We start from the raw sequence: 24,078 nt of genomic DNA, 5'->3' as shown, positions 1-24,078 counted from the left end.
GCCACTTAGGTTACACGGTGTTGCCGACGAGCGAGCAAGTTATGCCGTAGGCTTCCAACGCCGAATCCGCACGTGCGACGGGACGCAACGATCGTGCGCGGCTCCGTGCTCAAGGACTGAGACCCATACAGATCTGGGTGCCTGACGTGCATGCACCCGGGTTCAAAGCCGAACGCACCGCCAATCGCGCGCCGTCGCCGCCAGTACGCGCGAGGCGGAGGATCAGGCCTTTATCGATGCCGTGTCCGATCGGGACAATGGATGAGGCGGGGTGCGATCTGGACGGTCGCCAGCGGAAAGGACTTTGCGGGCAAACCACGCTCGGCCGAAAACCAAGCTGAGTAACCGTATTGGACAGCTGGACGATGTGAATCTCCTGCAGCTTAACCGAGCAATCCTCGTATTCCTTGGCTTGGCAGCGTCGCCGTAGCGAAGGCTAACGATCTGAGGACAGCCACCGGCCAAGGTAGCGCCCTTCGTCCCTGGAACATCGGCACGGCTGCCTTGACCCGGTTTACACGTATCGGCTGAACACCAGCGCGGCGTTGACGCCTCCGAAGCCGAAGGCGTTCGACAGCACGTGCTTCACGGGCCAGGGCCGTGCCGTGGCCTCGACCAGATCGAACCCCGCCGCCTCCGGCATCGGCTCCTCGATGTTGAGGCCCGGCGGCAGGACCTGATGCTGGAGCGCGAGGGTGGAGAAGACGGCCTCGATCGCCCCGGCGGCGCCCAGCATGTGGCCGGTCGCCGACTTGGTCGAACTGATCGGGACACCGCCGCCGGCCGGCCCGAACAGCGCCGTCAGGGCGGCGAGTTCGGCTGCGTCGCCGACCGGGGTCGAGGTCGCGTGGGCGTTGACGTAGCTGACGTCGGCCGCTGTGAGCCCCGCATTCGCGAGGGCGATCTCCATCGCGCGGGTGGCCTCCCGCCCATCCGGCCAGCCCGACGTTACGTGGTGGGCATCCGTGGTGGTGCCGTAACCCGACAGCACCGCCAGTGGGCGGGCACCCCGCCGCTCGGCGTGGCCAAGCCGTTCGATCACCAGCATGGCCGCGCCCTCCGAGAGCACGAAGCCGTCATGGTCGCGGTCGAACGGACGGGACGCGCGGTGCGGCGCATCGTTGAACGCGACGGACAGCGCCTTCGCGGCCGTGAAGCCGCCGATCGCGACTGGATCGACGCACGCCTCCGTCCCGCCGCACAGGGCGATGTCGGCTTCGCCGCTGCGGATCATGCGCGCGGCATCGCCGATCGCCTGGGCCGAGGCGGCGCAGGCCGTGGTCGGCGAACCGGCCGGCCCCTGGAAGCCGAACCGGATGGCGATCTGGCCGGCCGCGAGATTGGGCAGGAAGGACGGCACCACGAACGGCGACAGGCGCCGGGCGCCCGAGGTGCGGATGGTCTCGCAGGCGGCGGTGATCGCCGGCACGCCGCCGATGCCCGTGGCGATCACCGTGGCGGTGCGTCGGCGATGCGCCGGATCGTCGGGATGCCAGCCGGCCTGATCGAGCGCTTCCTGCGCGGCGCCCATGGCGTAGTGGATGAACAGGTCGTTGCGGCGCAGTTCGCGGGCCTCCATCACCTGTCCGGCATCGAAGCCGCTCGGATCGTCCGCGCGATCAGGGACGAGCCCAGCGATCTGGCATTTCCAATCGCCGACCTCGAATCGCGTGTTGCGCCGGATCCCGCTCTGCCCGGCTTTCAGCCGCTCCCAGGTCGCCGCCACGCCGGAGCCCAACGGCGAGACGGCCCCGAGGCCGGTGATGACGATCGGATCTTGCACGACGGAACCCCGCGAAGCGCGCTGACTCGGCTGTGCATATACACAGCTTCGTGGTGGGGCAACGCCGGCCGCGCCTCATTCCCCGCGTGCGAAGTGCTTGACGATGCGCAGATAGGTATCGGATTCCGTCTCGTCGAACCCGTCCAGTATGTCCGCCTGCGCGCGTTGCCAAACGTCCAAGAGTTGATCCAGCAGAACGCTCCCGTCCTGGGTCAATCGACACAGACGTGCACTGGTATCGGTGTCCGCAACACGCTCGACGAGGCGTTTCTGTTCCAGCAAATCCAGATTGCGCGTCAGGCTGGTTCGATCGAGCAGGATGCGGCGTGCCAGCACGGCCACCGGCGTCTCGGGATTGAACCGGATCGCCGCCAGAAGCGAGAATTGCTGGACGGTGACGCCGAACGGCTTGAAGGCGGCATCGCCCCGCCGCAACAAAGTGCGGGCCGCCGCGACCGTGTTGAGCACGAGGCAGTTCGAGAGCGCATCCGGCAACGACATGGTGCAATCCGATAGCCCGCATCCGAACCGCGAGGACGGATCCAGGCGCAGCGGCGGATGTCGGTCGTGCCGTTCGATCGGCTTTACCCCTCCGTTATCACGCGCGCAGCGAAGTGGCTCAAGACACCGCGAGGCGGGCGGAGCGCTGTATCGGAATGCTGCGCTCCACCCGCAATAACGGCGAGGTTGAAATCCTGAACCCGCGAGGGTGTGCGTTCGCAGCGGTTGGGCTGCGATCCGACCGGATCAGCCCGCCTTCGTGAAGCGGTTCACGCTCTCGGCGAGGCTGGAGGAATAATCGGCCAGGCTGCCGGCAATGCCGCGGACCGCCTCGGCGAACTGCCCGGTCGCGTTGGCCGCCTGCGAGACGCCGCCGATATTGCCCGACATCTCGTGGGTCGAGACAGCCTGCTCCTCCACGGCGCTCGCCATCGCCAGCGTGAGGTTGGAGAGTTCCGCCACCGCCGCGGTGATCATCTCGATGGCGCTCACCGCCTCGCCGGTCGCGCTCTGGATCGCCGAGACCTGCTGGGTGATCTCCCCGGTCGCCTTCGCGGTCTGCTCGGCCAGCGCCTTGACCTCGCTGGCCACCACCGCGAAGCCGCGTCCGGCCGTGCCGGCACGGGCTGCCTCGATCGTGGCGTTGAGCGCCAGCAGGTTGGTCTGGTCGGCGATCGACTTGATCATGCCGACCACGGCGTCGACCTTGCGGGCGTTCTCGGCCAGTTGCCGCATCGTCGCGTCGGTGGTCTCGGCCTGCGTGGCGATCTGCTGCGCCCGCTCGGACACGCGCCCGACCTGGCCGGAGATTTCCTGGATGGCGTTGTTCATCTGCTCCGAGTTCGCCGCCACCGAGGTCGCCTTCTGGCGGGCGGAATCCGCCGACTGCGTGAGGCCCTCGGCCGATTGCTGCATCTCCTGGATCGCCGACCCGACCGCCTCGACCACCCGCGTGACCTCGGACGCCATCTGAACCTGTGCCGTGACGATGGACCAAGTCGCCATTGGCCCGATGTAGTTGCCCCGCTCGTCGTTGACGGCCGTGACCTGCAGATCGAGCGTCTCGGGTCCGACCTTTATCTTGGTCCGATGCGGCAGGTGGCTGGCATCCGACAGCATCGTGCGCTGATGCTTGGGATTCATGTGGAACACGTCGAACGAGTGCTCCATCATGTCATCGACCTTGACCGGAAGATATTGCTCCAGCGGCTTGAGCGTTTTCCGGGACGTCTGATTGAGGTAGTCGAACTGGAAATTGTTGCGCGGATCGACGGTCATCACCGCGACCGGCATGTTGTCGATCATCGACATCAGCCGATTGATCTGGTTCTTCTTCGCCGAGATGTCGGAGGCGAACTTTACGACCTTCACGGGCTTTCCGGCGGCGTCCAGGATCGGGTTGTAGGTGGCCTCGAGCCAGATCCGTTCCCCGCCTTTGGCCAGGCGGAGGAACTCGCCGGTCACGTACTGGCCGCCCTTCAGCTTGGTCCAGAACTGAGCGTAATCGTCTGACTTGGCCTCGACGTCATCGACGAAAATGCGGTGATGTTTGTTGACGAGCTCAGCCAGGGTGTACTTCATCGCCTGCAGGAAGTTTTCGTTGGCGTGGAGGATGTGTCCATCCAGCGAAAACTCGATGATGGCCAACGAGCGATCGAGGGCTTCGATCTTGGCCTGCGCTTCGCTGTAGGTGGATCTCTTGAACATGTCTGAGCCCGCTCGTCTGCGTCGGGAAGAAAGACAGAGGTTGATTAAACGAATGCTAAATTTCACGCCAGCGTCTGCATTCGACGGCGGCAGGCACACCAAATCTATTATATTGTGCTTCTATTGATCGGTTCAGATGATAATTATTGATGATTGATATTCATCGATTTTTGCTTGTCGAAAATGGTAGATCTCGGTGTTGTATCAAAACCATCCTCGCATCCGAAAATACACGATCGGGGCGAGCGCACTCAGGAGGATCAGCGCGAGGGCGTAGGGATAGCCGTAGGCCCAATCGAGTTCGGGCATGGTCTTGAAGTTCATGCCGTAGATGGACGCGATCAGGGTCGGGGGCACGCCCACCACCGACACGACGGTCAGCACGCGGAAGACGTTGTTTTGCTCGATGTTGATCAGGCCCAAAGCCGCGTCGAGCAGGAACTGAACGTTTTCGGCCAGCCGCGTCTCGAATTCGTCGAGAGAATCGATATCCCGGCCGATTGTGTCGAACCGACCGTTCTCCGGGAGGCCGAGGGCGTCGCAGGCCGCCGCCACGAACGGGACGATCCGCTCTAGGCCGAGCAGACTTGCCCGGATCTTGCCGAGCACTTTGCCCCGGTTGCTGATTCCGCGCAGGATCCGACGCAACGCCAGATCCCGGCGCCGGGGCGGCGGGCTCTCCAGCCGGCGACGGTCCGCGCCCCGCACGTCGAAATCGAAGATCCGGGTGGACAGGCTGTCGAGTTCCGAGGCCATGTCCTCCAGCGAGTCGGCCAAGCTGTCCACCAGCTCTTCCAGGACCACGAGGAAGACCTCGCTCGGCGTCGCGCTGCCGTCCCCGTCGACGATTCGCTTGGCCGCGGATTCGAAGGCGCGCAGCTCGTGGAAGCGGACGGTGACGAGGTGATCCTTCGTCAGCAGGAAGCCCAGGGGTTTCAGCTGCGATGCGCTGCGCTCGAAGGTGATCATCGGCGTCGACAGCGACAGGCCGCCTTTCACCCGGCGCAGGCGGCTCGACGTCTCGACCTCGGACAGGGCCTCCCGGGACGGGATGCGCAGCCCTGTCGCGGCCTCGACCGCTTCCGCCTCCTCGGAGGTCGGATCGTTCAGGTCGATCCACACGGCGTTGCGCGCGATCCGTTGGGCGGTCTCGGGCGCCACCGGACCTTCGGGGCCGTGCAGGCTCAGCATCGCGGCGCATTTTCCATGGGCGGGGGGGCAGGCATCGCGCCACGCGAAAGGGTGCGACAGACTTGACACGGAACAGCCCCGCGCCTATCTCGCGGCCGTCTTTGGCACTCGCCGAGACAGAGTGCTAACAGTCGAGTTCGCGGCGGTCCCGGTGGCCGCATCAACGCCAACTCAGGACCTGAAGCAAGAGGGCAGCTCATGAAGTTCCGTCCGCTGCACGACCGCGTGGTCGTCCGTCGCATCGAGAGCGAGGAGAAGACCAAGGGCGGCATCATCATCCCGGACACCGCCAAGGAGAAGCCGCAAGAGGGCGAGATCGTCGCCGTCGGCCCCGGCGCCCGCGACGAGCAGGGCCGCGTCAACGCGCTCGACGTCAAGGCCGGCGACCGCGTCCTGTTCGGCAAGTGGTCCGGCACCGAGGTCAAGATCGACGGTCAGGACCTCCTGATCATGAAGGAATCCGACATCATGGGCGTCGTCGCCCTCTGATCGGAACGCCTGTCCCGCCCTTTGAGGCCGTCTGAGGCCTTGGGGTTCAACCATTAGCGAAGAGGCACACAATGGCAGCGAAAGACGTACGTTTCTCCGCCGACGCCCGCGATAAGATGCTGCGCGGCGTCGATATCCTGGCGGATGCGGTGAAGGTGACGCTCGGCCCGAAGGGCCGCAACGTCGTGATCGAGAAGAGCTTCGGCGCCCCGCGCATCACCAAGGACGGTGTGACGGTCGCCAAGGAGATCGAGCTCTCCGACCGCTTCGAGAACATGGGCGCCCAGATGGTGCGCGAAGTGGCCTCGAAGACCAACGACATCGCGGGTGACGGCACCACCACCGCGACCGTGCTGGCCCAGGCCATCGTCCGCGAGGGCGCCAAGTACGTCGCCGCCGGGATCAACCCGATGGACCTGAAGCGCGGCATCGACCTCGCCACGGCCGCCGCCGTGAAGGACATTATCGCCCGCGCCAAGAAGGTCTCGACCTCCGACGAGGTCGCCCAGGTCGGCACCATCTCGTCGAACGGCGACACCGAGATCGGCCAGATGATCGCCCACGCGATGCAGAAGGTCGGCAACGAGGGCGTGATCACGGTCGAGGAGGCCAAGACGGCCGAGACTGAGCTCGACGTCGTCGAGGGCATGCAGTTCGATCGCGGTTACCTCTCCCCGTACTTCATCACGAATGCGGAGAAGATGGTCGCCGAGCTGGAAGACCCCTACATCCTCATCCACGAGAAGAAGCTCTCGTCGCTCCAGGCGATGCTGCCGGTGCTCGAGGCCGTGGTCCAGACCGGCAAGCCGCTCCTGATCATCGCCGAGGACATCGAGGGCGAGGCTCTTGCCACCCTCGTGGTCAACAAGCTGCGCGGCGGCCTGAAGGTCGCGGCCGTCAAGGCGCCGGGCTTCGGTGATCGTCGCAAGGCGATGCTGGAAGACATCGCGATCCTGACCAAGGGCCAGATGATCGCCGAGGATCTCGGGATCAAGCTTGAGAACGTGACGCTCCCCATGCTCGGCCGCGCCAAGCGCGTGCGGATCGAGAAGGAGAACACCACGATCATCGACGGCGTCGGCGAGAAGTCCGACATCGAGGGTCGTATCTCGCAGATCAAGGCGCAGATCGAGGAGACCACCTCGGACTACGACCGTGAGAAGCTGCAGGAGCGTCTGGCCAAGCTCGCGGGCGGCGTCGCGGTGATCCGCGTCGGCGGCGCGACCGAAGTCGAGGTCAAGGAGAAGAAGGATCGCGTCGACGACGCCCTCAACGCCACCCGCGCGGCGGTCGAGGAAGGCATCGTCCCCGGTGGCGGCACCGCGCTGCTGCGCGCCAAGAAGGCGGTCGCCGAGCTGAAGTCCGACATTCCGGACGTCCAGGCCGGCATCAAGATCGTGCTGAAGGCCCTTGAGGCCCCGATCCGCCAGATCGCTCAGAACGCGGGCGTCGAGGGCTCGATCGTGGTCGGCAAGATCACCGACAACACCTCCTCGGAGACCTACGGCTTCAACGCCCAGACCGAAGAGTATGTCGACATGATCCAGGCCGGCATCGTCGACCCGGCCAAGGTCGTGCGCACCGCCCTGCAGGACGCCGCTTCGGTGGCCGGCCTGCTGGTGACCACCGAGGCGATGGTCGCCGACGCGCCGAAGAAGGACAGCGGCGCCCCCGCGATGCCGGGCGGCGGCGGCATGGGCGGCATGGACTTCTAAGTCCAAGCCACCCGTCGAGACGCAGGAAGGGGGTCGCCGAGAGGCGGCCCCTTTTCTATTGGCCGGTGCGCGACCTCGGAACCGGTCGGTCGGCCAGGATGCCCGCGCCGGACTCGCGCTCGATCTTCGCGCGGACTGTATCGATCAGCTCAAGGCGAAGACGCTGCAATCCGCTGCTCGGGATATCCAAGTTCGTGCTGTGATAGATCAGATTGCAGATCCTGTCGTACTCCGGGTCGCTGGTCCCTGTATCAACAAATTCCAGTATCTACTGATCGAGTTCGGCATGGTCTGAATATTTATGGTCCTCCTGGAGAACGAATCGGCCGCAGCCGATCCAGTCGTCTCGCAACGTGGCATTAGGTCTGCGGCGAAGTCCATGGCCGATCGATCGTGATGGTGTGTTGGCGGGCTGCTCCTGATCGTAGGCCGTCGAAGCGGGCTCTTCCAGGGGACTAGGACACCTGAGTGTCGTCGCGTCGGCGGTGCTGCCGCGCATTGCAATGCAGCGCCCCGCTCCGTCACCGCGGGAGGGGGCGGCGGGCGGGGCGGCCGATCCGAGGTCCCTCGATTTTGGATCATGGACCCTCGGCAAGCCGCTCGGCGACGTGGCGCCGACGGCCGGCTCCGGCGACGACACGCGCAAGATCCAGATCTCGGCGCCGGTCCATCAGGACAACAGTGGCGGCCCGGCGCTGAATCGGTTCGGCAACGAGATCGGGGTGATCCAGTCCAAGCAGGTGGCGTTTGCCTCCTGCGGCATCCCGCAGAACGTCAATTTCGCCATCAAATCCATGATCGCGCTGAATTTCCTGGAGGCGAACGGCGTCGAGCCGCCGATCACCGTGCGCACGACCGATCCGATGGACGGTGCAGCGATCGCCGTGAAGGCGCGCGACTTTACGGTTCAGGTCGTCTGCCACTGAGGCGTTGGAGGTTGCACACGTCCCACCTCGGATCACGGGTCATGTATCGTCGGTCGATAGGGTGGCGACGTCCTCCCTGTCCTCCAGAGGCAATCGGATGACAGATCACCGTTGATAAGAACGGCGCCGAGGCCGCCAATTGTCCGTCGCCCTTGACAATGTTCCTATTTTATGCTCATTAGCCGCCACCTGTCCGCGGCGGCCTGGGAGCGATCCCGGGGCGTCCTTCGGGGGCCCGCCCGGTGGCTGACCGTGCGGGTCCGGGGACGGGGCGGTGCCCGCGTCGGTGGCTCTCAGCCGCCATCGCCCCGGGCGGCGGACCGGTACGGGGCGTGCCTCGGATGCGGGCGTGAGACCGGGCGGCAGTTTGCCCGGCGGGGGGAGGAAATGCCCCCCGCGCCGACCCGCGTCTGGGCTGACCCTGAGCGACCTGCGGACCCGCCCACGACGAGGCGGGGGACGGCTGGAAGGCCACGGCGCCGATGCGGGTTCCGGGGGTGCGTGCACCCCGCCCGAGACCGCTAACGGGGAGTCGCAGGATCGGGACGTCGGAGACACCGCGACGAGAAAGACGGCACCGGCCGGGGACCATGCCCGATCGATGCCGCGGGCGCCGCGGGGATCGGATCCCGCGCGTTACTTGGCCGACACCTGGGTCCCCGCGGCGTCCCGCGTCCCGCGTGTTGCTTCTTGGGCCATGCCCCCGGCGCCAGTGGCGGGTGGGGACGATGACGTGTGCCCTGCCGGGCTCGCATGCGCCGCGTTCGGAGTGAGCCCTCACCGCCAGTCGCGACACCCCCCATGAGGCGCGGAGTCTTCGCGTGTTTCCCCCGAGCCTATCAGTCAAAGGCGCTCGCGAAGCGGGCCTCGCAGGGAAGCACTGGAACGCGCCGCGCGATCCGGGGGAGCTCCGCGGCTCAATGGCATCGTCCACTGCGGGGCCGGTTGGAGAACGGAGCGGACGGCCACGCCGGGGACGACAAACGAAAAACGGGACGGCTTTCGCCGTCCCGTCAGGGGCCTACTTATCGGCCGAGGAAGATCGAAGCCAGTCGCTGGAGCAGGCCCCGCGGTGCGGGCGGAGGCTCACTCTGCCCAGGACCGTCTCCGATCTAAGCGTTGGCGGCGAAGGGGTGCTGCGCCGAGTTGCGCTGCTCGGTGACCGTCGAAGCCTTCGGCTCGCCGTTGACGGCGCGCTGGATCGACAGCTTGGTCGCCTCGTAGTTGTACTTCTGGATCTTGGCGTCGTCGGCCGCCTCCCAGTGGATGAACACGCCGACCAGGATGAACAGGTCGTCGGCCTCGTCCGCCGGGATGATGCCCTCGGCCACCGCGTCCTGCACGGCCTTGGCAACGCCGTGCTGGGCCGGGCCGAACATCTGGACGGCCTGACGGGCGTCGTTGATGGTGACCTTGTTGAACATCAGGGTGTTCGGCTTGCAGGGCAGGTTCGGCGCAATGACCGCGAGCAGGCTGGTGAAGCCGTGCTTGTTGTTCACGAGGCCGTTGCAGAAAGCCGTCTCGGCCGGCGAGCCGCGCGGTCCGATGATGAGATCGATGTGGGCGACCTCGTTGCCGTCGCCGACGAGCGCTTCGCCGACCTGAACCTTGGTGATCTTCGCCATTCGGTGTCTCTCCCTGGATTCCGAAATAGAGCCGCGCGCCGGGGGCGGTGCCGCGGCCGGGAAGCCATCCTTGTTATCGGCGCCCGACCACCGGCCGAGCCGGAAGGGTCGAGCCGGTTGGGCCGGACAGCGCGGCGGACCCTACAGCGGGCACCTGCGGCTCACAACCCGAGCAAGGCCCTGCCGCGAAGGAATTTTTTTAGCCTTCGCCCTCGGAAACACGGGAACTTGCACGGCTCAGGCCAGCATGGCGCCCGCTCTCGCCAGCGCGTCCCAGAACACGGTCGCGACCGTGAAATCCGCGCTCGTGCCCGGGTTGAGGCCGCGTGCCTTCAGCGACGCGTCGAGGGCCAGCAGCGGCTCGACCGGCTGCGCGGCGAGATCGAGGCCGGCCACGATTGTCTCAACCTCCCGGCGAAGATCCTCGGCGGCGGCGCGGCCGCGCTTTCGGGCGACGTGGCTGTCGGGGACCGACCGGAGATAGGCGAGATGCACGGCGGTTGTGCACCAGGACGGATCGAGCCCCAGCCCTCGGGCCTCGGCCAGGGTCGGGAGGCCGATCGCCGTCACGTCGGCGAACCCGGTTCCGTAGGCACGGGCGATGCGGTCCCGGTCGGCGGCCTCCGCCATCGCGTCGTGCAGCGAGGCGGGCGCGTCCGCGGCGACATCGTGCCGTTCCGCCCGGCCGAGGCCGCCGGGATTGGCGAGGCGGATCGCCGCGAAGACCGCCTCCGCGTCCGAACGGTCGAGGGTGTCGAGCAGGTCCGCGATGCTCGTCCCGCGCTCGGCCGCGGCGGCGAGCGGCGCGCAGAGGAGCAGGATACCGAGATTGGTGTTCTGGCCCACCGCCGCCGTCGTGGCGGCGACTCCGCCGTGGACCCGTTCGCCGATCCCGGCGCCGGGCCGCGACAGGGGCGGCGCCGAGACTTCGGCGCTGGTGACGAAATCCGCCACCACCATGCGGTGACCGGCCGCGAAGGCATGGACGTTGCCGGGCTTGAGGGCGTCGAGCTCCGCCAGGCAGGCCGCCTTGTACAGCGTGCCGATCAGCGCCGGGTCGAGCGTGCCGCTCATGCCACCACGAGCCGCGGCCGGCTCGCGCCCCGGACGGCGGCGAGGAAGCCGCGGACAACCGCTGCGGCGATATCGGTCTCGCACACCGTCTGGAGTCCCGACCAGGCCGGCATGGAATTGACCTCCAGGATGGAGAAGCCGCCCTCCCCGTCCTCGACCAGATCGACGCCGGAATAATCGACGCCGACCGCGGCGGCGGCCGCCTCGGCGAGGTCCGCGGCGGCGCGCGGCATCGCCCATGGCAGCGGACGGCCGCCCCTGTGGACGTTGGTGATCCAGCCGTCGCCCTCGCGGATCATGCCGGCGATCGCCCGCCCGTCGCAGACGAACACCCGGTAGTCGCGCCAGAGCCCGTCGCGCCGCGGGACGTAGCGCTGCAGGTAGTAGACCCGGGCCACGGCCTCCTCGTCGGGCAGATCCTCCGGCCGCTCGATCAGGACGAGCCCCTCCCCCTGCGAGCCGAATAGCGGCTTGAGCACGAGGGGTGCGCCGGGCCGGGCCTCGATCGCCACCAGGGCGGCGGCGGCCTCGCGCTTGGAGAAAACCCAGGTTGCCGGCGTCGCCAGGCCGGCCCGGGCGATGAGCAGCGAGGTGGCGGCCTTGTCGACCGACCGCTCGGTGGCGGTCGGGCTGTTCCACACGGTGACGCCTGCCGCCACCAGGGCGTGCAGCACCCCGAGGCGCATCGTGGTGGCCTCGAACGTGCCGCCCGCGATGGTGCGCATCAGGACCCCGTCCGGCAGGGCATCGAGGAAGCCCGGGACACGCAGGGGCTCGCCGCCGCCGGTGACCACGGCCACGTCGGCCAGGGAGAACAGCACCGGCTCGACGCCCTGCATCCGCATGGCCGTCAGCAGGCGGTTCTTGTGCCAATTGCCGTTATCGGCGGCGAGCCCGATACGCATAGGGGGCCTGACGATTGGCAGGGCTCGCCTCTTATGGCGACCCTGGGAAGAGGTTGTTCGCCGGCGTGGAGCGGAACCCTGCGCGTCCCGGACTCGCGTCCTCGCACACCGACGGCGGCGGCCTTCTCGCCTCCCCCAAGGGGGAGGGAGAAGTGCTTTCGTCCTGAGGGGTTCAACCCCCAGAGAGGCCCTCAGGCGAAGGACGCCTCCACAAGCGTCGGCTCCAGGCGACCGCCGCGGTAGGTGGCACCCGAGCGCACCGACGTCACGATCGCTTCCGCCGGAGAGAACAGCGCCCCGTCGATCTTGTAGAAATCGCCGTTCACCCGGGAAAAGATCTCGGCGAAGGGCGCGCCGTGATCGCTCGACGTGGTGGAGGGCAATTGCTCGGCAAGTTGCTTGGCGTCGGCATCGTCGGCGTCGACGAAGAGCTGGACCCGGCCGCCATAGATGATCGCGTCGTTGGTCCGGCCCATCGCCTTGATGAAGTCGGGATGAGGCGGCGACAGCGGGGCCGAGCCGATCCCGTCCACGATGGCGTGCAGGTCGAAACCCACCGTGTGGGCCTTGTGCAGGGCGACCTCCAGCACGCGGGCCACCACCTGGGTCGAGCCGGCGAGGCTCTGGGTCGGCGCGAAGATGAAGGTCAGGTTCTCGGGTCGCAGGCCGGTGGCCTCGGCCACCTTGGCCACGACGCTGTCGGGCGGGCCGCCGGCGGCTTCGAGCACCAGGGCGGTGCTGGTCGCCGAGTCGCGGTAGCCCAGCTCCTGGTACAGATCCTCGACGACCGCGACCGCGCGGCCCGGACCCGAACCGAGGGCGAAGAAGCCGGAATCGCCGGTCTCGTCCGCGAGGCTCCAGCCTGCATACTGGCTGCCCAGGCAGGCGAGCACCGGATCGGCGGCGTGAACCGTCACTGAATAGGGCCAGGACGCGATCGGACCGCTCGGCGCGATGGTGACGGTGCCGAGGCCGCCCAGGCAGATCTCCGCGATGCGCCGCCCGGCCTCGATCGAGCCCAGCGCCTGCGCCCCGGCATCAATCATCCGGGCGCCGCCCGCGGCCTGCGACACGGAGAGCCGCAGGGTCGCGGCCTCAGCCACGAGCCGCTCGACCAGCGGACCTGAGAGTGCGTTGATGCTGGGATAGGATTGGCTGGCACTCATCACGGGGCTTCCTCGAACTTATGTTTTCTGCGCTGCGAGGGCCGCCCGCAGGCGGGCCGTTCGCGATTCCAACAGGTCGAGCGCCTCCGCCCGGTCCGCGCCTTCGGCCAGCACCGTGCAGAGCGGCGCGTCGCGGCGGACCACCGTGCCGGGGCGCGGGCGGTCACGCACGCAGTCCGGCCAATCGTGGTCCGGCACAGGCGCAAGCTCCCGGTCGGCGTAACAGATCTGCGCGGCCGCCGCACCCACCGGAGGCGCACCGAGTTCCGGCATCGCGCCCAGGCAGGCGGCGATGTGGGCTTGGAGCAGCGGCACCGCGCGCCGGTCGAGGATATCCAGCGTCGCGCCGGGGCGCGGGTTGATCTCCATCATCCACCAGTCGGAGCCGTCGACCAGGATGTCGGCACTGGCGAGGCCCCGCAGATCGGTCGCGGCAACGATCCGTGCGGTGGCGTCCGCAATCGCGGCGACGAGTCCCGCGGGCAGTACCGGCGGCTCGGTGGCGCCGCGAACCAAGGCTCCGGCATAGCGATAGGGCCGGATCGGGGTCGGAGCGCACCATTGCTCGGTCACTGCCAGGATCCGGATCGTGCGGCCGTCGGCGAGGACGTTGAGCGCATGTGCCCGGCCCGGGACGCGCATTTGATAATAATGGCCCGGCGGTGCCCCCGACCGCGTCGCGGCCCGGATATGGGAGCCGCCGCTGCCGCCGATCCGCTTGAGCACCCATCGGGACGGATCGTCCGGCGGATCCATCGAGACTGCGGGGTGTGGCACGTCGAGGCGCGCACAGAGGGCGGTGAAGGCCGACGGATCCTTGAGGCGCGCGATGGTGTCGGCGGAGGCTCCCAGCAGCCGGTGCCGGTGCGCGAGTTCGGCCACCAAACCGGGTGCGTCCTCGAAGCCACTGCCGAGGACCAGACCAATCGAGCCTCCGGCCGCCGCCGCGAGGTCGTCGAGTGCCACCAGCGTCTCGGCCGCAGAGGGCGTCGTGCCGAAGCGGCCCGGGAGCGGACGATAGGCCTCGGCGGCGGCCAGCGTATCGCAATCGCCGAACAGGTCAGCCACGTAGGGCCGGAGGCCGGCGCGCCGCGCCGCTTCCGCGAGGGCTCGCCCGGCCTGGGCGGCGATCAGGATCGCGTCCGCCATCCCGATCGGGCTCGGCAGATCGGGCCCGAATGGCGTCAGCCGGCGATCTCGACCGCGAGGGTGTAGGCGTCGCGGAAGTCGAGGCAGAGTGGGGTGTCGGACGCCAGCATCCGGTCGAACAGGCGGCGCTGCGTCTGATACTTCACGTTCCCGACCGCCAGCGCACCGATGCCGACGCCCTTGCCGGTGGGCAGGGGCACGTCCACAGCATTCACGTCGATCCCCGCGATGCCGGCGGGCGGCACGGCGTTGACGTCCGAGGCCACCAGGAGCTTCGGCGCCGATTCGAGATCCTGCGCCGTCAGGATCGGGATGCCGGCGGGCCCGGCCGACAGGATCACGTCGGCGTCCCGGATGGCGACGCGGCGATCCTCCGGCGTCGTCCCGTCGACGGCGCCAACGTCGATGCCGAAGCGCCACTTCATAGTGAAGGCGATCTTCGAGACGCGCTCCTCGCCGTCATGGCCGACCAGCACGGTGGTGGCGCCCTGGAGCGCGCCGATCACCGCCGCCACGTAGGCCACCACACCGGCCCCGCCGAAGATCACGATGCGCTTGCCCTGGAGGTCCGTGTTGAACTTCTGCCGGAGCGCCCGGGAGACCTGCGCCACCATCGCGGCGCCTGTCGTGAACGAGCCTGCCGGATCGGCGAAGACGTGATTCACGAAGGGCGGCACGAACGCCTTCTTGGCCCGGTCGACCATGTCGAGGGCGTCCTCGGCGTTCTTGCCGCCGATGAAGATGCCCGTCCGCGTCCCGTCGGCCGGAGACCGCGAGAAAATCGAATCCTGGGTCAGCGAGACCACGTCGGCGAGGCTGACCTCGGTGTAGGTCACCACCGTCTCGTAGCCGGCATCCACAGCCATGTTCACGTCGAACGGGCTCATGTGCCGGAGTGGCGTCAGCATATGAAGGATCGAGCGGGCCATGGATTCCCCGTGCGGTGTGCGACCGATGCGTTTTGCCATCGTCCAAACCCGGAGCGGCGTTCCGGGTCAAGCCCGTGAGCGTCGGCTCAGGCCGGACCGGTTACCGAAGCGCCACTGTTTCGGCCGTGGGCGATCACGAACCGGAGGGGGCCTCCGCGGTCGAGATCGGCCACGAGGGCGCAGGCATCGGCGTATGAGGGCATGAGCACGAATCCGGTCGGTCCCCAGGAGGACTGGCCGTAGCCCGGTATGCCCTGCGCGGCGACGTTCGCCAGCACCTGCGCCACCGACGCGCTGGCGTATCGGCCGCCCTGATGGGGCGCGAAATGATCGCCGATCAGGTCCTGGATCCGGGTGATCCCGGCACCGAAACCCTCGGGCTCCGAGAGGGCGACGGCGGGCAGAACCTGCATCAGCGTGATCCGGCAGATCTCCGCGGCTTGCGCCTCTGGGAAGCGCGGCAGATCGCGAAACGCTTCGGCTTCGCGCACGCCGTGAACGCCGGCCATCTCAGGATCGATGATCAGGACGACCCGCCAAGCTTCGGGATACGGCAGGCGCGCGATGATCGGCGGGGGTCCCCCGTCCGATCCGCGCCCGCCATCGACGATCAGGCCGCCCTCCGTGAAGGCGCAGAGGCCGACACCGGATCGGTTGCCGCGATCGAGCGTGGCGGCGAACGAATCTGCGGCGAACGGCGCCCCGCTCAGGCGCGCCATTGCGGCGGCCACTGCCAAACCGAGCTGTGTGCCGGACCCGAAACCGGCATGGGCCGGGATCGCGCGTTCCACCGCGATGGCGACATCCTCGCCGCCCCCGAGATGCGCCGCGGCGGACCGGACGTAGCCGCGCACGCGATCCGCTTCCGGTCCCGTGACCGAGGGGTGCAGCGAGCGCCGTGCGGTCAGCGCCAGCGAGGGCTCGTCGATGGCGAGGCCGATGCTACCGAATCGCCGGCCGAGCCCGCCATGCAGGTCGAGGAATCCGAAATGCAGCCGCGCGGGTGCTTCGACCCGCACAGCGCCATCTGCGGTGTTTTCGTTCCCCTCGGGGGCGTCGCCCACTGCCAGTCCCTCGCATGCCGCCGGTGCGGCGCGCTTTTCACACGCGGCCTGGGGTAGGGCAACGGTGCCGGCCGATCAGTGTTCGGATCGTCGCTTACGGTTTGCGGCGAGAGCCTGGGCGGCGGATGCTGCTGGTGGCGGAAGATCCAGGATGAGAAGGCCCAGGATCGGCCGAACCATTCGCTTCGGCGTGCCGGCGCCGTCCTGGAACGCACCCGGAAACCTGTCCCCGGCCATGACGCGGAGGGGCGAAAACCGACCGTTTCAGCCCAGATCCCCGTCCGTAACCCCGCCATACCCCCTTGCCGCGGTGGGCGGATGAATGCAAACCTAGGCCTCGCGACGGCGTGCCGAGTTTGCCGTCTGCCCGGAACTTGCCGGGCAGGCGCGCCATTCCGACTCTGTGGGCCCCCTGCTTTGGGGTGTGCCCGCTTCGTCCGGTCTTACGGCCGTCGCCCGCTCCGAAGCCAAGCAAAAACGTTGCGAGAGGGAGCATGGCAGCCTGGGTGAAGGGTGGCGCGACGGACGCGGGCACCGCCATCGAGGCGGCCGCGTCCCTCCTCGCCAAGGCGCGAGCGCCGGTGATCGCCGGCCTGAGCGCCGACGTCGCCGCGATCCGTGCGGCCTATGATCTTGCGGGGCGCATTGGTGCCTCCGTCGACACCGCCGGGTCGATCGGGACCTATGCCGAACTCGGCGCGCTGAGCCGGGTCGGGGCCCTGACATCGACGCCGGCCGAAGCCGTCGGGCGCGCCGATATGGTGCTGGTGGTGGGTGCCGCGCCCTGGCAAACGCTGCTGATGAAGCGCCTGATCGACACGAAGCCGACCCGCGGTCGCGCTGCGGGATCGGATCGCGCGCTCCTGGCCGTGGGCGCGAACGCCACCGCGTCGCTGGCTTGGCCCGCCGCGGGCGGCCTGACCGAGGCCGTCGGCGTGCTGCGTGCCTTTGCCCGCGGCCACCTCGCTGGTGATGCCCTCCCGGGGCAGATCGCTGCCCGGCTCGCATCCGCTCAATATGGCGTCCTCCTCTACGATCCCGCCGAGCTCGGCGAGGCCGGCATCGAGATGCTCCAGGGCCTCGCCATGGAGCTGAGCGAGACGACACGCTGCTTCACCCTCGCCACCGGCGGTATCGGGCAGGACCGCGCCGTGGTGCCGGTCGCGGCCTGGCTGACCGGTCAGGCGCCGCGCAGCGGCTTCGGCCGCCGCGTGCCCGAGCACGACCCCTGGCGCTTCGACGCCGCCCGGCAGGTCGCCGCCGGCGAGGTCGATGCGGTGCTCTGGCTCGCCTCCGTGCCGGTGGCGTTCCCCGATTGGCTGTCGACGGTCCCGTCCGTGGCCCTCGTCGCAGACGGCGCTGCGAAAACCGCCGAAATCGTCATCGCGGTCGGCCAGCCCGGCCGCGATCATGGCGGCGTCCTCTGGAACGAGCCGCGTGCCGCGCTGACCTACTGGCCGGCCTCGGCGCCCACGGATCTGCCGTCGGCCGCGTCGATCCTCGGCGCCCTCACGGGGCGCCTGACAACCGGCCAGCCCGCGTCGAGGAGTGAACCCGCATGCTGAGCGTGATTCGGGGCGGGCGCGTCGTCGATCCGACCGCGTCCCGCGATTCCGTCGGGGATGTCTGGATCGAAGACGGCCAGGTCATCGACCCGCCGGGCCGCGAGGCCGACCACGTCATTGACGCGGCGGGCTGCGTGGTGATGGCCGGCGGCGTCGAGGTGCATTCGCACATCGCCGGCGGCAACGTGATCACCTCCCGGCTTCTCCTGCCCGACCTATACGTGAGCGAGGCGGCGCCCGAGGGTCATCCTTTCGCGCATGCCGGTGGCGCTGCGGCCTGGATCGGCTCCACCTATGCACGGATGGGCTACACCACCGCGGTCGAGCCCGCGATGCCGCCGACCCACGCGCTGGCCACGCAGCTCGAACTCGCCGACATCCCGCTGCTCGACCGCGGGGCCCTGACCGTGATGGGCAACGACGACCAGCTTCTGCAGCTGCTGCGCGAACGCCAGGGCGGCAACGCGGTGCGCGACCTCGTGACCTTGTCGGTGGCGCAGTCGCGCGGCCTCGGCGTGAAATGCATCAACGCGGGCGGCGCCTCTGCCTTCAAGGACGGTGCGCTCCGCCTGTCGCTCGACGACGAGATCCCCTGCTACGGCCTCTCGACGCGGCAGATCATGGGCTCGCTCCTCGATGCGGTCGAGGAGATCGGCGTCCCGCACCCGCTGCACGTCCACTGCAACAACCTCGGCCTGCCGGGCGCCGACGACAGCTTCATGGCGACGCTCGACGCCGCGGAGGGGCGGCGCATCCACTTCGCCCATGCCCAGTTCTACGCCTATGGCGCGGTCGATCCGGCCAATCCCGGCACCGGCGGCTTCCGCTCGGCCGCCGAGCGGATCGCGCAGGCGATCTCCGACAATCCGAACGCGACCCTCGACATCGGGCAGGTGGTGTTCGGCCAGACCGTTACGGTCTCCCTCGACATCCTGCGCCAGTTCGCGGGGCGGAAGGGCGCCAATCCGAAGAAGTGGGTGTTGAACGCGGGCGATGCCGAGGGCGGCGGCGTGGTGCCGTTCCTGTACCGGCCCCGCGGCCCGACCAGCTCGCTGCAGTGGGCGATCGGCCTGGAGATCATGCTGCTCTCGACCGATCCCGAGCGGACGATCCTGACCACGGATCACCCGAACGGCGGCCCGTTCACCCAGTACCCGCGCATCATCCACCTGCTGATGGACAAGTCCGAGCGCGACCGCGAGATCGCGACGCTGCCCAAGATCGTTGGCGAGCGCTCGGGGCTTCCAGGGCTGGAGCGCGAATACACGCTCTCGGAGATTGCGCAGCTGACGCGGTCCGGACCGGCCAAGCTACTCGGCCTCGCGGATCGCGGTCACCTGCGGGCTGGTGCTCGGGCGGACGTCGCAATCTACCGGGACGATTCGAACCGCACCGCGATGTTTACCGCCGCCAAGCTTGTCCTCAAGGACGGCGTGCCGATCGTCGAGGACGGTGAGGTGGTGGAGTGGCGCGCCGGGCGCACGCTGTCGCTTACCGTCGAGTCCGACAAGGCCATGGCGAGACGCGCCGACACTTACCTCACGGAGCGGTTCGGCGAGGGCCTCGACAGCTTCGCGGTGCCAGATGCCGCGTTCGGTGAGGGCACGGAGAATTTCGAGGCGGTGCCATGTCGGGCGTGATGAGCGGGGCGAGCCGCGGGAACTACGATGTCTGACCTCTCCCTCAACGGCATCCCGGTGATCGACACCTTCGCGGAGGCGTTCGACGTGGCCGGGACCGCCATCGTCGTCACGAACGACACCGCCAAGTGGGCGATGATCGCCGCGACCACGATGACGGGCTTCGCCACTTCGGTGATCGGCTGCGGCGCCGAGGCCGGCATCGACGCCGAGCTGTCGCCGGAGGAAACTCCGGACGGGCGACCGGGCGTCCGCATCCTGTTGTTCGGCTTCGAGCCGAACGGTCTCAAGGAGCAGCTGATCAAGCGGGTCGGCCAGTGCATCCTCACCTGCCCGGGCACGGCCTGCTACGCGGGTGTCGATGGGCCAACCAAGATCAAGCTCGGCGGCGCGATCCGCTATTTCGGTGACGGCTTCGCGATCGCAAAGCGCCTGGCCGACGCCTCCGGCAAAGCACGGCGCTACTGGCGCATCCCGGTGATGGACGGCGAGTTTCTGTGCGAGGATACGGTTCGGGCCGTCGACGGTGCGGTCGGCGGTGGCAACCTGCTGTTCCTCGGGCGGACCCATTCGGAGACGCTGAAGGTCGCCGAGGTGGCTGTGGAGGCTGCCAAGGCTGTGCCGGGTGCGATCCTGCCGTTCCCGGGCGGCATCGTCCGCTCTGGTTCGAAGGTCGGCGGACGGACCAAGGGCATGATGGCCTCCACCAATGACGCCTACTGCCCGACGCTCAAGGGCCGGGCTGGCTCGGCGCTCCCGGCGGAGTGCGGCGTGGTGCTGGAGATCGTGATCGACGCCCTCACCTCTCAGGGCGTGTCCGACTCGATGCGCGCCGGCTTGCACGCGGCGACCGAGATCGGCGGAAAACACGGGCTGATCGCTGTGACGGCCGGCAATTACGGCGGCAATCTCGGCCGCCACCACTATCATCTGCGCGACCTGCTCGCGCGCGACGACGCCAAGTCGGAGGGCTGAGCCGTGAGCACCCTCATCCTGCGCGCGGCCCCGCCCGAGCGGCTGGACTTCCTGAACATCAACCCGTTGGCGCTGTCGGGTCTGTCCCAAGGCGAGGCCGAGCGCCTGGAGGTCGGTACGACCCGGACGGGTGTACGGCTCGGCGAGTGCTTCTCCGTGTCCCTCGACGGGGCCGACACCCTGACCATCGAGGGCGGTCACGAGCGCCTGGATCGGGTTGGGGCGTCCCTGTCCGCCGGCACGATCCGGGTGACCGGCGATGTCGGCCAGCGCCTCGGTGCCGGCATGGCGGGCGGCAGCCTGACAGTCACCGGAAACGCCGGTCCCTACGCGGCTTCCGGTGCGACCGGCGGCACGATCACCATCGAGGGCGATGCCGGCGACTACGCGGGCGGCGCGGTCTATGCCGCCAAGACGGGGCTTGACGGGGCGACGCTGATCATCCGCGGGACCGCCGGCGCGCATCTCGGCGACCGGATGCGGCGGGGGACGATCGTGGCTGGGGCTGCTGGTGCCTTCGCGGGCTCCCGCATGATCGCCGGCACCCTGGCGGCCCTCGCGGTCGGCGACCAGCCGGGGCTCGGCATGCGCCGCGGAACCCTCGTCCTCGGCGCGCACGGGCGGATGGCCGAGACCTTCGTGGAGACCGGCGCGCACGATCTCGTGTTCCTGCGCCTGCTGGCGACGGCCCTGCGCGGCCTCAGCCCGGAGCATGCTGCCCTGCTCGACAAGCCGCTCCGCCGCTATTCGGGTGATCTCGCTACCATCGCGAAGGGCGAGATCTGGGTCGCGGCCTGACGCCGCCTGGGCAAGGGGCGTGAAGGCGTCCTATCCTCCCGTCCAAGCCGGCCCGCCCGAGGCCGGCAGCCCGGGACAACGCCCATGCTGCTGCTGCTGTCGATCTGCCTCGCCGCCCAGCCCTCGACCTGCCGCGAGGACCGGATCGAGATGTCGTTCGAGAAGTCGAGCCCGTTCGTGTGCCTGCGCAACTCCCAGAGCGCGCTGGCGACGTGGCAGGCCTCGCATCCCGAATGGCACGTCGAGCGCTGGCGCTGCGCCGCTAAGGGCAGCGTGCAGAAGGATCTGTGAGCACGCCTTGGTTCTTCGGCGGGGCGGTGCGATGCTGAGCCCTGTTCTGAGGGCGGCCCCATGCGCTCGCTGAAGACCCGCTTCGCGCTGCTCCTGGGCGGCACGGCCATCGTGGTGATCCTGGCTGCTGCGGCGCTGCTGGCAGCGATCGGCGCGGCCGAGCGGACCGTCGACCGGACGCTCGAAGCGCAGCGGCGCCTGGAATTGTTGGCCGAACTGTCGGGCCGCCTCACGCAGTTCGGCCTCGCCGCTGTCGAGACCGTGGGTAATCCCGACGGCCAGCCCGAGGCGATGGCGATCGCCCGCGACAACGCCGACCGCGCCCTGCGGACGGTCGACGAGGCCCTGGCCAAGAGTTTTCCACCGAGCGACGACCCGGCCGACCGGATGCAATACGCCGCGCGGACCCGCCCGATGGCTGCGCTGCGTGCTGCCCGCGCCGTCCTCGACCGGCAGGTGACTCTGATCGCTCGCCAGACCGAGCCCGAGCGGCGGCAGGACGCGATCAAGGGTGCGCTCAATGGGTTCGGCGCGATGACGGGCCAGCCGCTCTCTTTCCTGATCGAGGCGGAGCGGCGCAGCATGGCGCTCGGCTCCGAGCAGGCCCGGGCGCTCTCGGAGCGGCTGCGCCTCGCCGCCGCGGCGGCGGTGACGGCGGCCCTCGTGCTGCTGGCGATCCTCTACCGCGGCGTGACCCGGCCGACCCTGGCGCGGATCGAAGAGGTTCGCCGGGCCGCGAGCGCGATCGGCCACGGTGCCCTGGACACCCGGCTTTCCGTCGCGACCCGCGACGAGCTCGGGCTCCTGATGTCCAACGTCAACCGCATGGCCGCCCGCCTCGCCAGGCGGGAATCGCGGGTCGTGGCCGATCGGGCGGCGCTGGAGGACACGGTCGCGGCCCGGACCGCGGATCTGCGCGCGGCCAATGTCCGTCTTGAATCCGTCGACCAGTCCCGGCGGCGCTTCTTCGCCGATGTCAGCCACGAACTGCGCACCCCGCTCACCGTGATCCTGGGCGAGTGCGATCTCGCCCTGCGGGGGGCCACCCGCGGCGCCGATCCCGGGCCGGTCTTCGCGACGATCAAGAAGCGCGCGCAGCGCCTGAAGCTGCGGGTCGAGGATCTGCTGCGCGTTGCCCGATCGGAGACCGGCGAGATCGCGTTCGACAAGCGGCCCCTCGGGCTCGCCCTGGTCCTGTCGGAGGCGGTGGATAACATGACCTCCGAGGCCGCTCGGCGGCGGGTCGCGCTGTCCCTCGATCCGGGGACCCGGGACGTCGAGAGCCTCGCGGATCGCGAGTGGATCCGGCAGACGGTGGAGAGCCTCGTCGATAACGCCCTGCGCCACGCCGCCGGGCTCACCCGGGTCGAGGTCGCGCTGGCCGCCGGTCCGGGCCCGATCGGGCGGATCACCGTGACGGATGACGGCCCGGGATTTGGCACCTCCGAGACCGACCTGTTCGAGCGCTTCAAGCGCGGCGCGGGCGCGGGGCCTGACGAGACCGGCTTCGGCATCGGTCTCGCCCTCGCGCGCTGGATCGTCGAGCAGCATGGCGGGACCATCCGGGTGGGCGCCGGTCCGGACGGGCGCGGCGCCCGCGTCAGCCTGGACATCCCGGCGCTCGATCCGGCATGGGGGTTGGGCACGGCCGGGGACGCGGCCGGCGCCGCACAGGTGAGGGAGCCGGCCGCATGACGCGGATCCTGATCGTCGAGGACGATATCGACATCCGCGGCCTCCTGGCCCGGGGCCTGGAGGCCGAGGGTTTCGAGGTCGGCACGGCGGCTTGCGTCGACGAGGCGCTCAAGGCGGCGCACGATCCCGCGCCCGGGGCCGTCCTCCTCGATATCGGCCTGCCGGATGGGTCCGGCCACGATGTCTGCCGGTCCCTGCGGGAAGGCGGGTTCGCCGGCGCCATCCTGTTCCTGTCCGCCCGCGACGAGATCCGGGACCGGGCCGAGGGTCTGGCGCTCGGAGCCGACGACTACATCGTCAAGCCGTTCGAGTTCGACGAGCTGGTCGCGCGCCTGCGCACGCACCTGATGCGGCGCGAGCAGGCCGAGGCGCCCCGCTCAAGGATCACGGCGGGCCGGCTGAGTCTCGACCTCGATACCCGCCAGGCGAGCTGCGGCGAGGCGACTGCCCGCCTGACCCCGCGCGAAGCCGATCTGCTCGCCATGCTGATGGAGAGCATCGGCAAGCCCGTCTCCCGCGCGGACATCTTCGACCGGCTCTGGGCCAGCCAGGGCGGCCTCTCGCTCAACGTGGTCGATGTCTACATCGGGTACCTGCGCTCGAAGATGGCCGATTTCGTCCGCTTCGGCGGCCCGGCCCTGACGACCGTGCGCGGCAAGGGTTTTATGCTGGAGCTGCGCGGACCGGACTTTCGACAATGACCAACTGTACTTAAGTCCTACCGGCCGACGTTTCCCGTGGGTTTCCGGAACTTTAGGAAGTGTCTCACGAAAAATTTGGGAGGATCCGGCAAGTTAGTGCTTGAAGCGTGCCCCTGAATCGTTGATACCGGTCCCGCGCCTAAAAACGAGAGCGCCATCAGTGTCTTAGGGTCTTCTTAGGATCCGTGT

At 68.8% G+C, this 24,078-nt stretch carries 21 protein-coding genes and 1 pseudogene; 11 read left to right on the top strand and 11 right to left on the bottom strand.

The features are described from left to right. Positions 1-207: 207 nt before the first annotated feature. Positions 208-265, top strand: a pseudogene (locus OXS27_RS32665) (hypothetical protein); the annotation flags it as partial. Positions 266-514: 249 nt separating this feature from the next. Here OXS27_RS32665 and fabF read toward each other — a convergent pair. The 4 genes from fabF to OXS27_RS16490 form a co-directional block, all read right to left on the bottom strand. Next, positions 515-1,783 carry a beta-ketoacyl-ACP synthase II gene (gene fabF, locus OXS27_RS16505; protein ID WP_267357549.1) on the bottom strand — a complete coding sequence of 423 codons (1,269 nt, stop codon included), beginning with the start codon at positions 1,781-1,783 and terminating at the stop codon, positions 515-517. Positions 1,784-1,858: 75 nt separating this feature from the next. Further along, positions 1,859-2,284, bottom strand: coding sequence for a MarR family transcriptional regulator (locus tag OXS27_RS16500; RefSeq protein WP_243917208.1), 426 nt, complete (start codon positions 2,282-2,284; stop codon positions 1,859-1,861). A gap of 246 nt (positions 2,285-2,530) precedes the next feature. After that, positions 2,531-3,991, bottom strand: a complete 1,461-nt coding sequence (locus OXS27_RS16495) for a methyl-accepting chemotaxis protein (protein ID WP_267357546.1) — start codon at positions 3,989-3,991, stop codon at positions 2,531-2,533. A gap of 204 nt (positions 3,992-4,195) precedes the next feature. Next, complete coding sequence (locus tag OXS27_RS16490; RefSeq protein WP_243917212.1) at positions 4,196-5,182, bottom strand: CorA family divalent cation transporter; 987 nt, start codon at positions 5,180-5,182, stop codon at positions 4,196-4,198. A gap of 198 nt (positions 5,183-5,380) precedes the next feature. On the opposite strand from OXS27_RS16490, the gene groES reads away from it, so the two are divergent. From groES to OXS27_RS16475, 3 genes are all read left to right on the top strand, one after another. Further along, on the top strand, positions 5,381-5,671 hold the full coding sequence (groES, locus tag OXS27_RS16485) for a co-chaperone GroES (RefSeq protein WP_007567860.1): 291 nt from the start codon (positions 5,381-5,383) through the stop codon (positions 5,669-5,671). Positions 5,672-5,742: 71 nt separating this feature from the next. Continuing rightward, positions 5,743-7,386 (top strand): chaperonin GroEL, encoded by a 1,644-nt coding sequence (gene groL, locus OXS27_RS16480; RefSeq protein ID WP_267357540.1) that lies wholly within the window; start codon positions 5,743-5,745, stop codon positions 7,384-7,386. 503 nt (positions 7,387-7,889) lie between these two features. Next, complete coding sequence (locus tag OXS27_RS16475) at positions 7,890-8,312, top strand: S1C family serine protease (protein WP_267357538.1); 423 nt, start codon at positions 7,890-7,892, stop codon at positions 8,310-8,312. Between the two features lie 1,112 nt (positions 8,313-9,424). On the opposite strand, the gene fae is transcribed toward OXS27_RS16475, so the two are convergent. The 7 genes from fae to OXS27_RS16440 form a co-directional block, all read right to left on the bottom strand. Continuing rightward, on the bottom strand, positions 9,425-9,937 hold the full coding sequence (fae, locus tag OXS27_RS16470; RefSeq protein WP_091713492.1) for a 5,6,7,8-tetrahydromethanopterin hydro-lyase: 513 nt from the start codon (positions 9,935-9,937) through the stop codon (positions 9,425-9,427). A 237-nt stretch (positions 9,938-10,174) separates the two neighbouring features. Continuing rightward, the gene (locus OXS27_RS16465; protein ID WP_267357536.1) at positions 10,175-11,011 is read right to left on the bottom strand and encodes a triphosphoribosyl-dephospho-CoA synthase; all 837 of its coding nucleotides are present in this window, start codon (positions 11,009-11,011) and stop codon (positions 10,175-10,177) included. After that, positions 11,008-11,916, bottom strand: coding sequence for a RimK family alpha-L-glutamate ligase (locus OXS27_RS16460; protein WP_267357535.1), 909 nt, complete (start codon positions 11,914-11,916; stop codon positions 11,008-11,010). Before OXS27_RS16460 ends, OXS27_RS16465 begins: the two co-directional genes overlap by 4 nt. A 191-nt stretch (positions 11,917-12,107) precedes the next feature. Further along, entirely contained in the window at positions 12,108-13,082 is a 975-nt protein-coding gene (gene mch, locus OXS27_RS16455) for a methenyltetrahydromethanopterin cyclohydrolase (RefSeq protein WP_267357533.1), read from the bottom strand. Positions 13,083-13,100: 18 nt separating this feature from the next. After that, on the bottom strand, positions 13,101-14,231 hold the full coding sequence (locus OXS27_RS16450; RefSeq protein ID WP_267357531.1) for an ATP-grasp domain-containing protein: 1,131 nt from the start codon (positions 14,229-14,231) through the stop codon (positions 13,101-13,103). Between the two features lie 35 nt (positions 14,232-14,266). Next, positions 14,267-15,160 carry an NAD(P)-dependent methylenetetrahydromethanopterin dehydrogenase gene (locus OXS27_RS16445; protein WP_243926526.1) on the bottom strand — a complete coding sequence of 298 codons (894 nt, stop codon included), beginning with the start codon at positions 15,158-15,160 and terminating at the stop codon, positions 14,267-14,269. Positions 15,161-15,246: 86 nt separating this feature from the next. Beyond that, complete coding sequence (locus OXS27_RS16440) at positions 15,247-16,224, bottom strand: beta-ribofuranosylaminobenzene 5'-phosphate synthase family protein (RefSeq protein ID WP_267357529.1); 978 nt, start codon at positions 16,222-16,224, stop codon at positions 15,247-15,249. 494 nt (positions 16,225-16,718) lie between these two features. Between OXS27_RS16440 and OXS27_RS16435 the strand changes: the two genes are divergently transcribed. From OXS27_RS16435 to OXS27_RS16405, 7 genes are all read left to right on the top strand, one after another. Beyond that, complete coding sequence (locus OXS27_RS16435; protein ID WP_267357527.1) at positions 16,719-17,789, top strand: formyltransferase; 1,071 nt, start codon at positions 16,719-16,721, stop codon at positions 17,787-17,789. Then, the gene (locus OXS27_RS16430; RefSeq protein ID WP_267357525.1) at positions 17,783-19,429 is read left to right on the top strand and encodes a formylmethanofuran dehydrogenase subunit A; all 1,647 of its coding nucleotides are present in this window, start codon (positions 17,783-17,785) and stop codon (positions 19,427-19,429) included. Before OXS27_RS16435 ends, OXS27_RS16430 begins: the two co-directional genes overlap by 7 nt. 27 nt (positions 19,430-19,456) lie before the next feature. Further along, positions 19,457-20,404: a formylmethanofuran--tetrahydromethanopterin N-formyltransferase gene (gene fhcD / locus OXS27_RS16425; RefSeq protein ID WP_267357523.1), complete on the top strand. Its 948-nt coding sequence runs from the start codon at positions 19,457-19,459 to the stop codon at positions 20,402-20,404. A 3-nt stretch (positions 20,405-20,407) separates the two neighbouring features. Continuing rightward, on the top strand, positions 20,408-21,202 hold the full coding sequence (locus OXS27_RS16420) for a formylmethanofuran dehydrogenase subunit C (RefSeq protein ID WP_243926536.1): 795 nt from the start codon (positions 20,408-20,410) through the stop codon (positions 21,200-21,202). Between the two features lie 84 nt (positions 21,203-21,286). Next, positions 21,287-21,493, top strand: coding sequence for a hypothetical protein (locus OXS27_RS16415; RefSeq protein WP_267357521.1), 207 nt, complete (start codon positions 21,287-21,289; stop codon positions 21,491-21,493). Between the two features lie 60 nt (positions 21,494-21,553). After that, positions 21,554-23,188 carry an ATP-binding protein gene (locus OXS27_RS16410; RefSeq protein ID WP_267357519.1) on the top strand — a complete coding sequence of 545 codons (1,635 nt, stop codon included), beginning with the start codon at positions 21,554-21,556 and terminating at the stop codon, positions 23,186-23,188. Further along, entirely contained in the window at positions 23,185-23,889 is a 705-nt protein-coding gene (locus tag OXS27_RS16405) for a response regulator transcription factor (protein WP_243926542.1), read from the top strand. Before OXS27_RS16410 ends, OXS27_RS16405 begins: the two co-directional genes overlap by 4 nt. Positions 23,890-24,078: the final 189 nt, after the last annotated feature.

The sequence above is a fragment of the Methylobacterium sp. GC_Met_3 genome, from assembly GCF_026540775.1.
Classification (GTDB): Bacteria; Pseudomonadota; Alphaproteobacteria; order Rhizobiales; family Beijerinckiaceae; genus Methylobacterium.
This window is presented reverse-complemented; position numbering and strand designations above follow the sequence as displayed.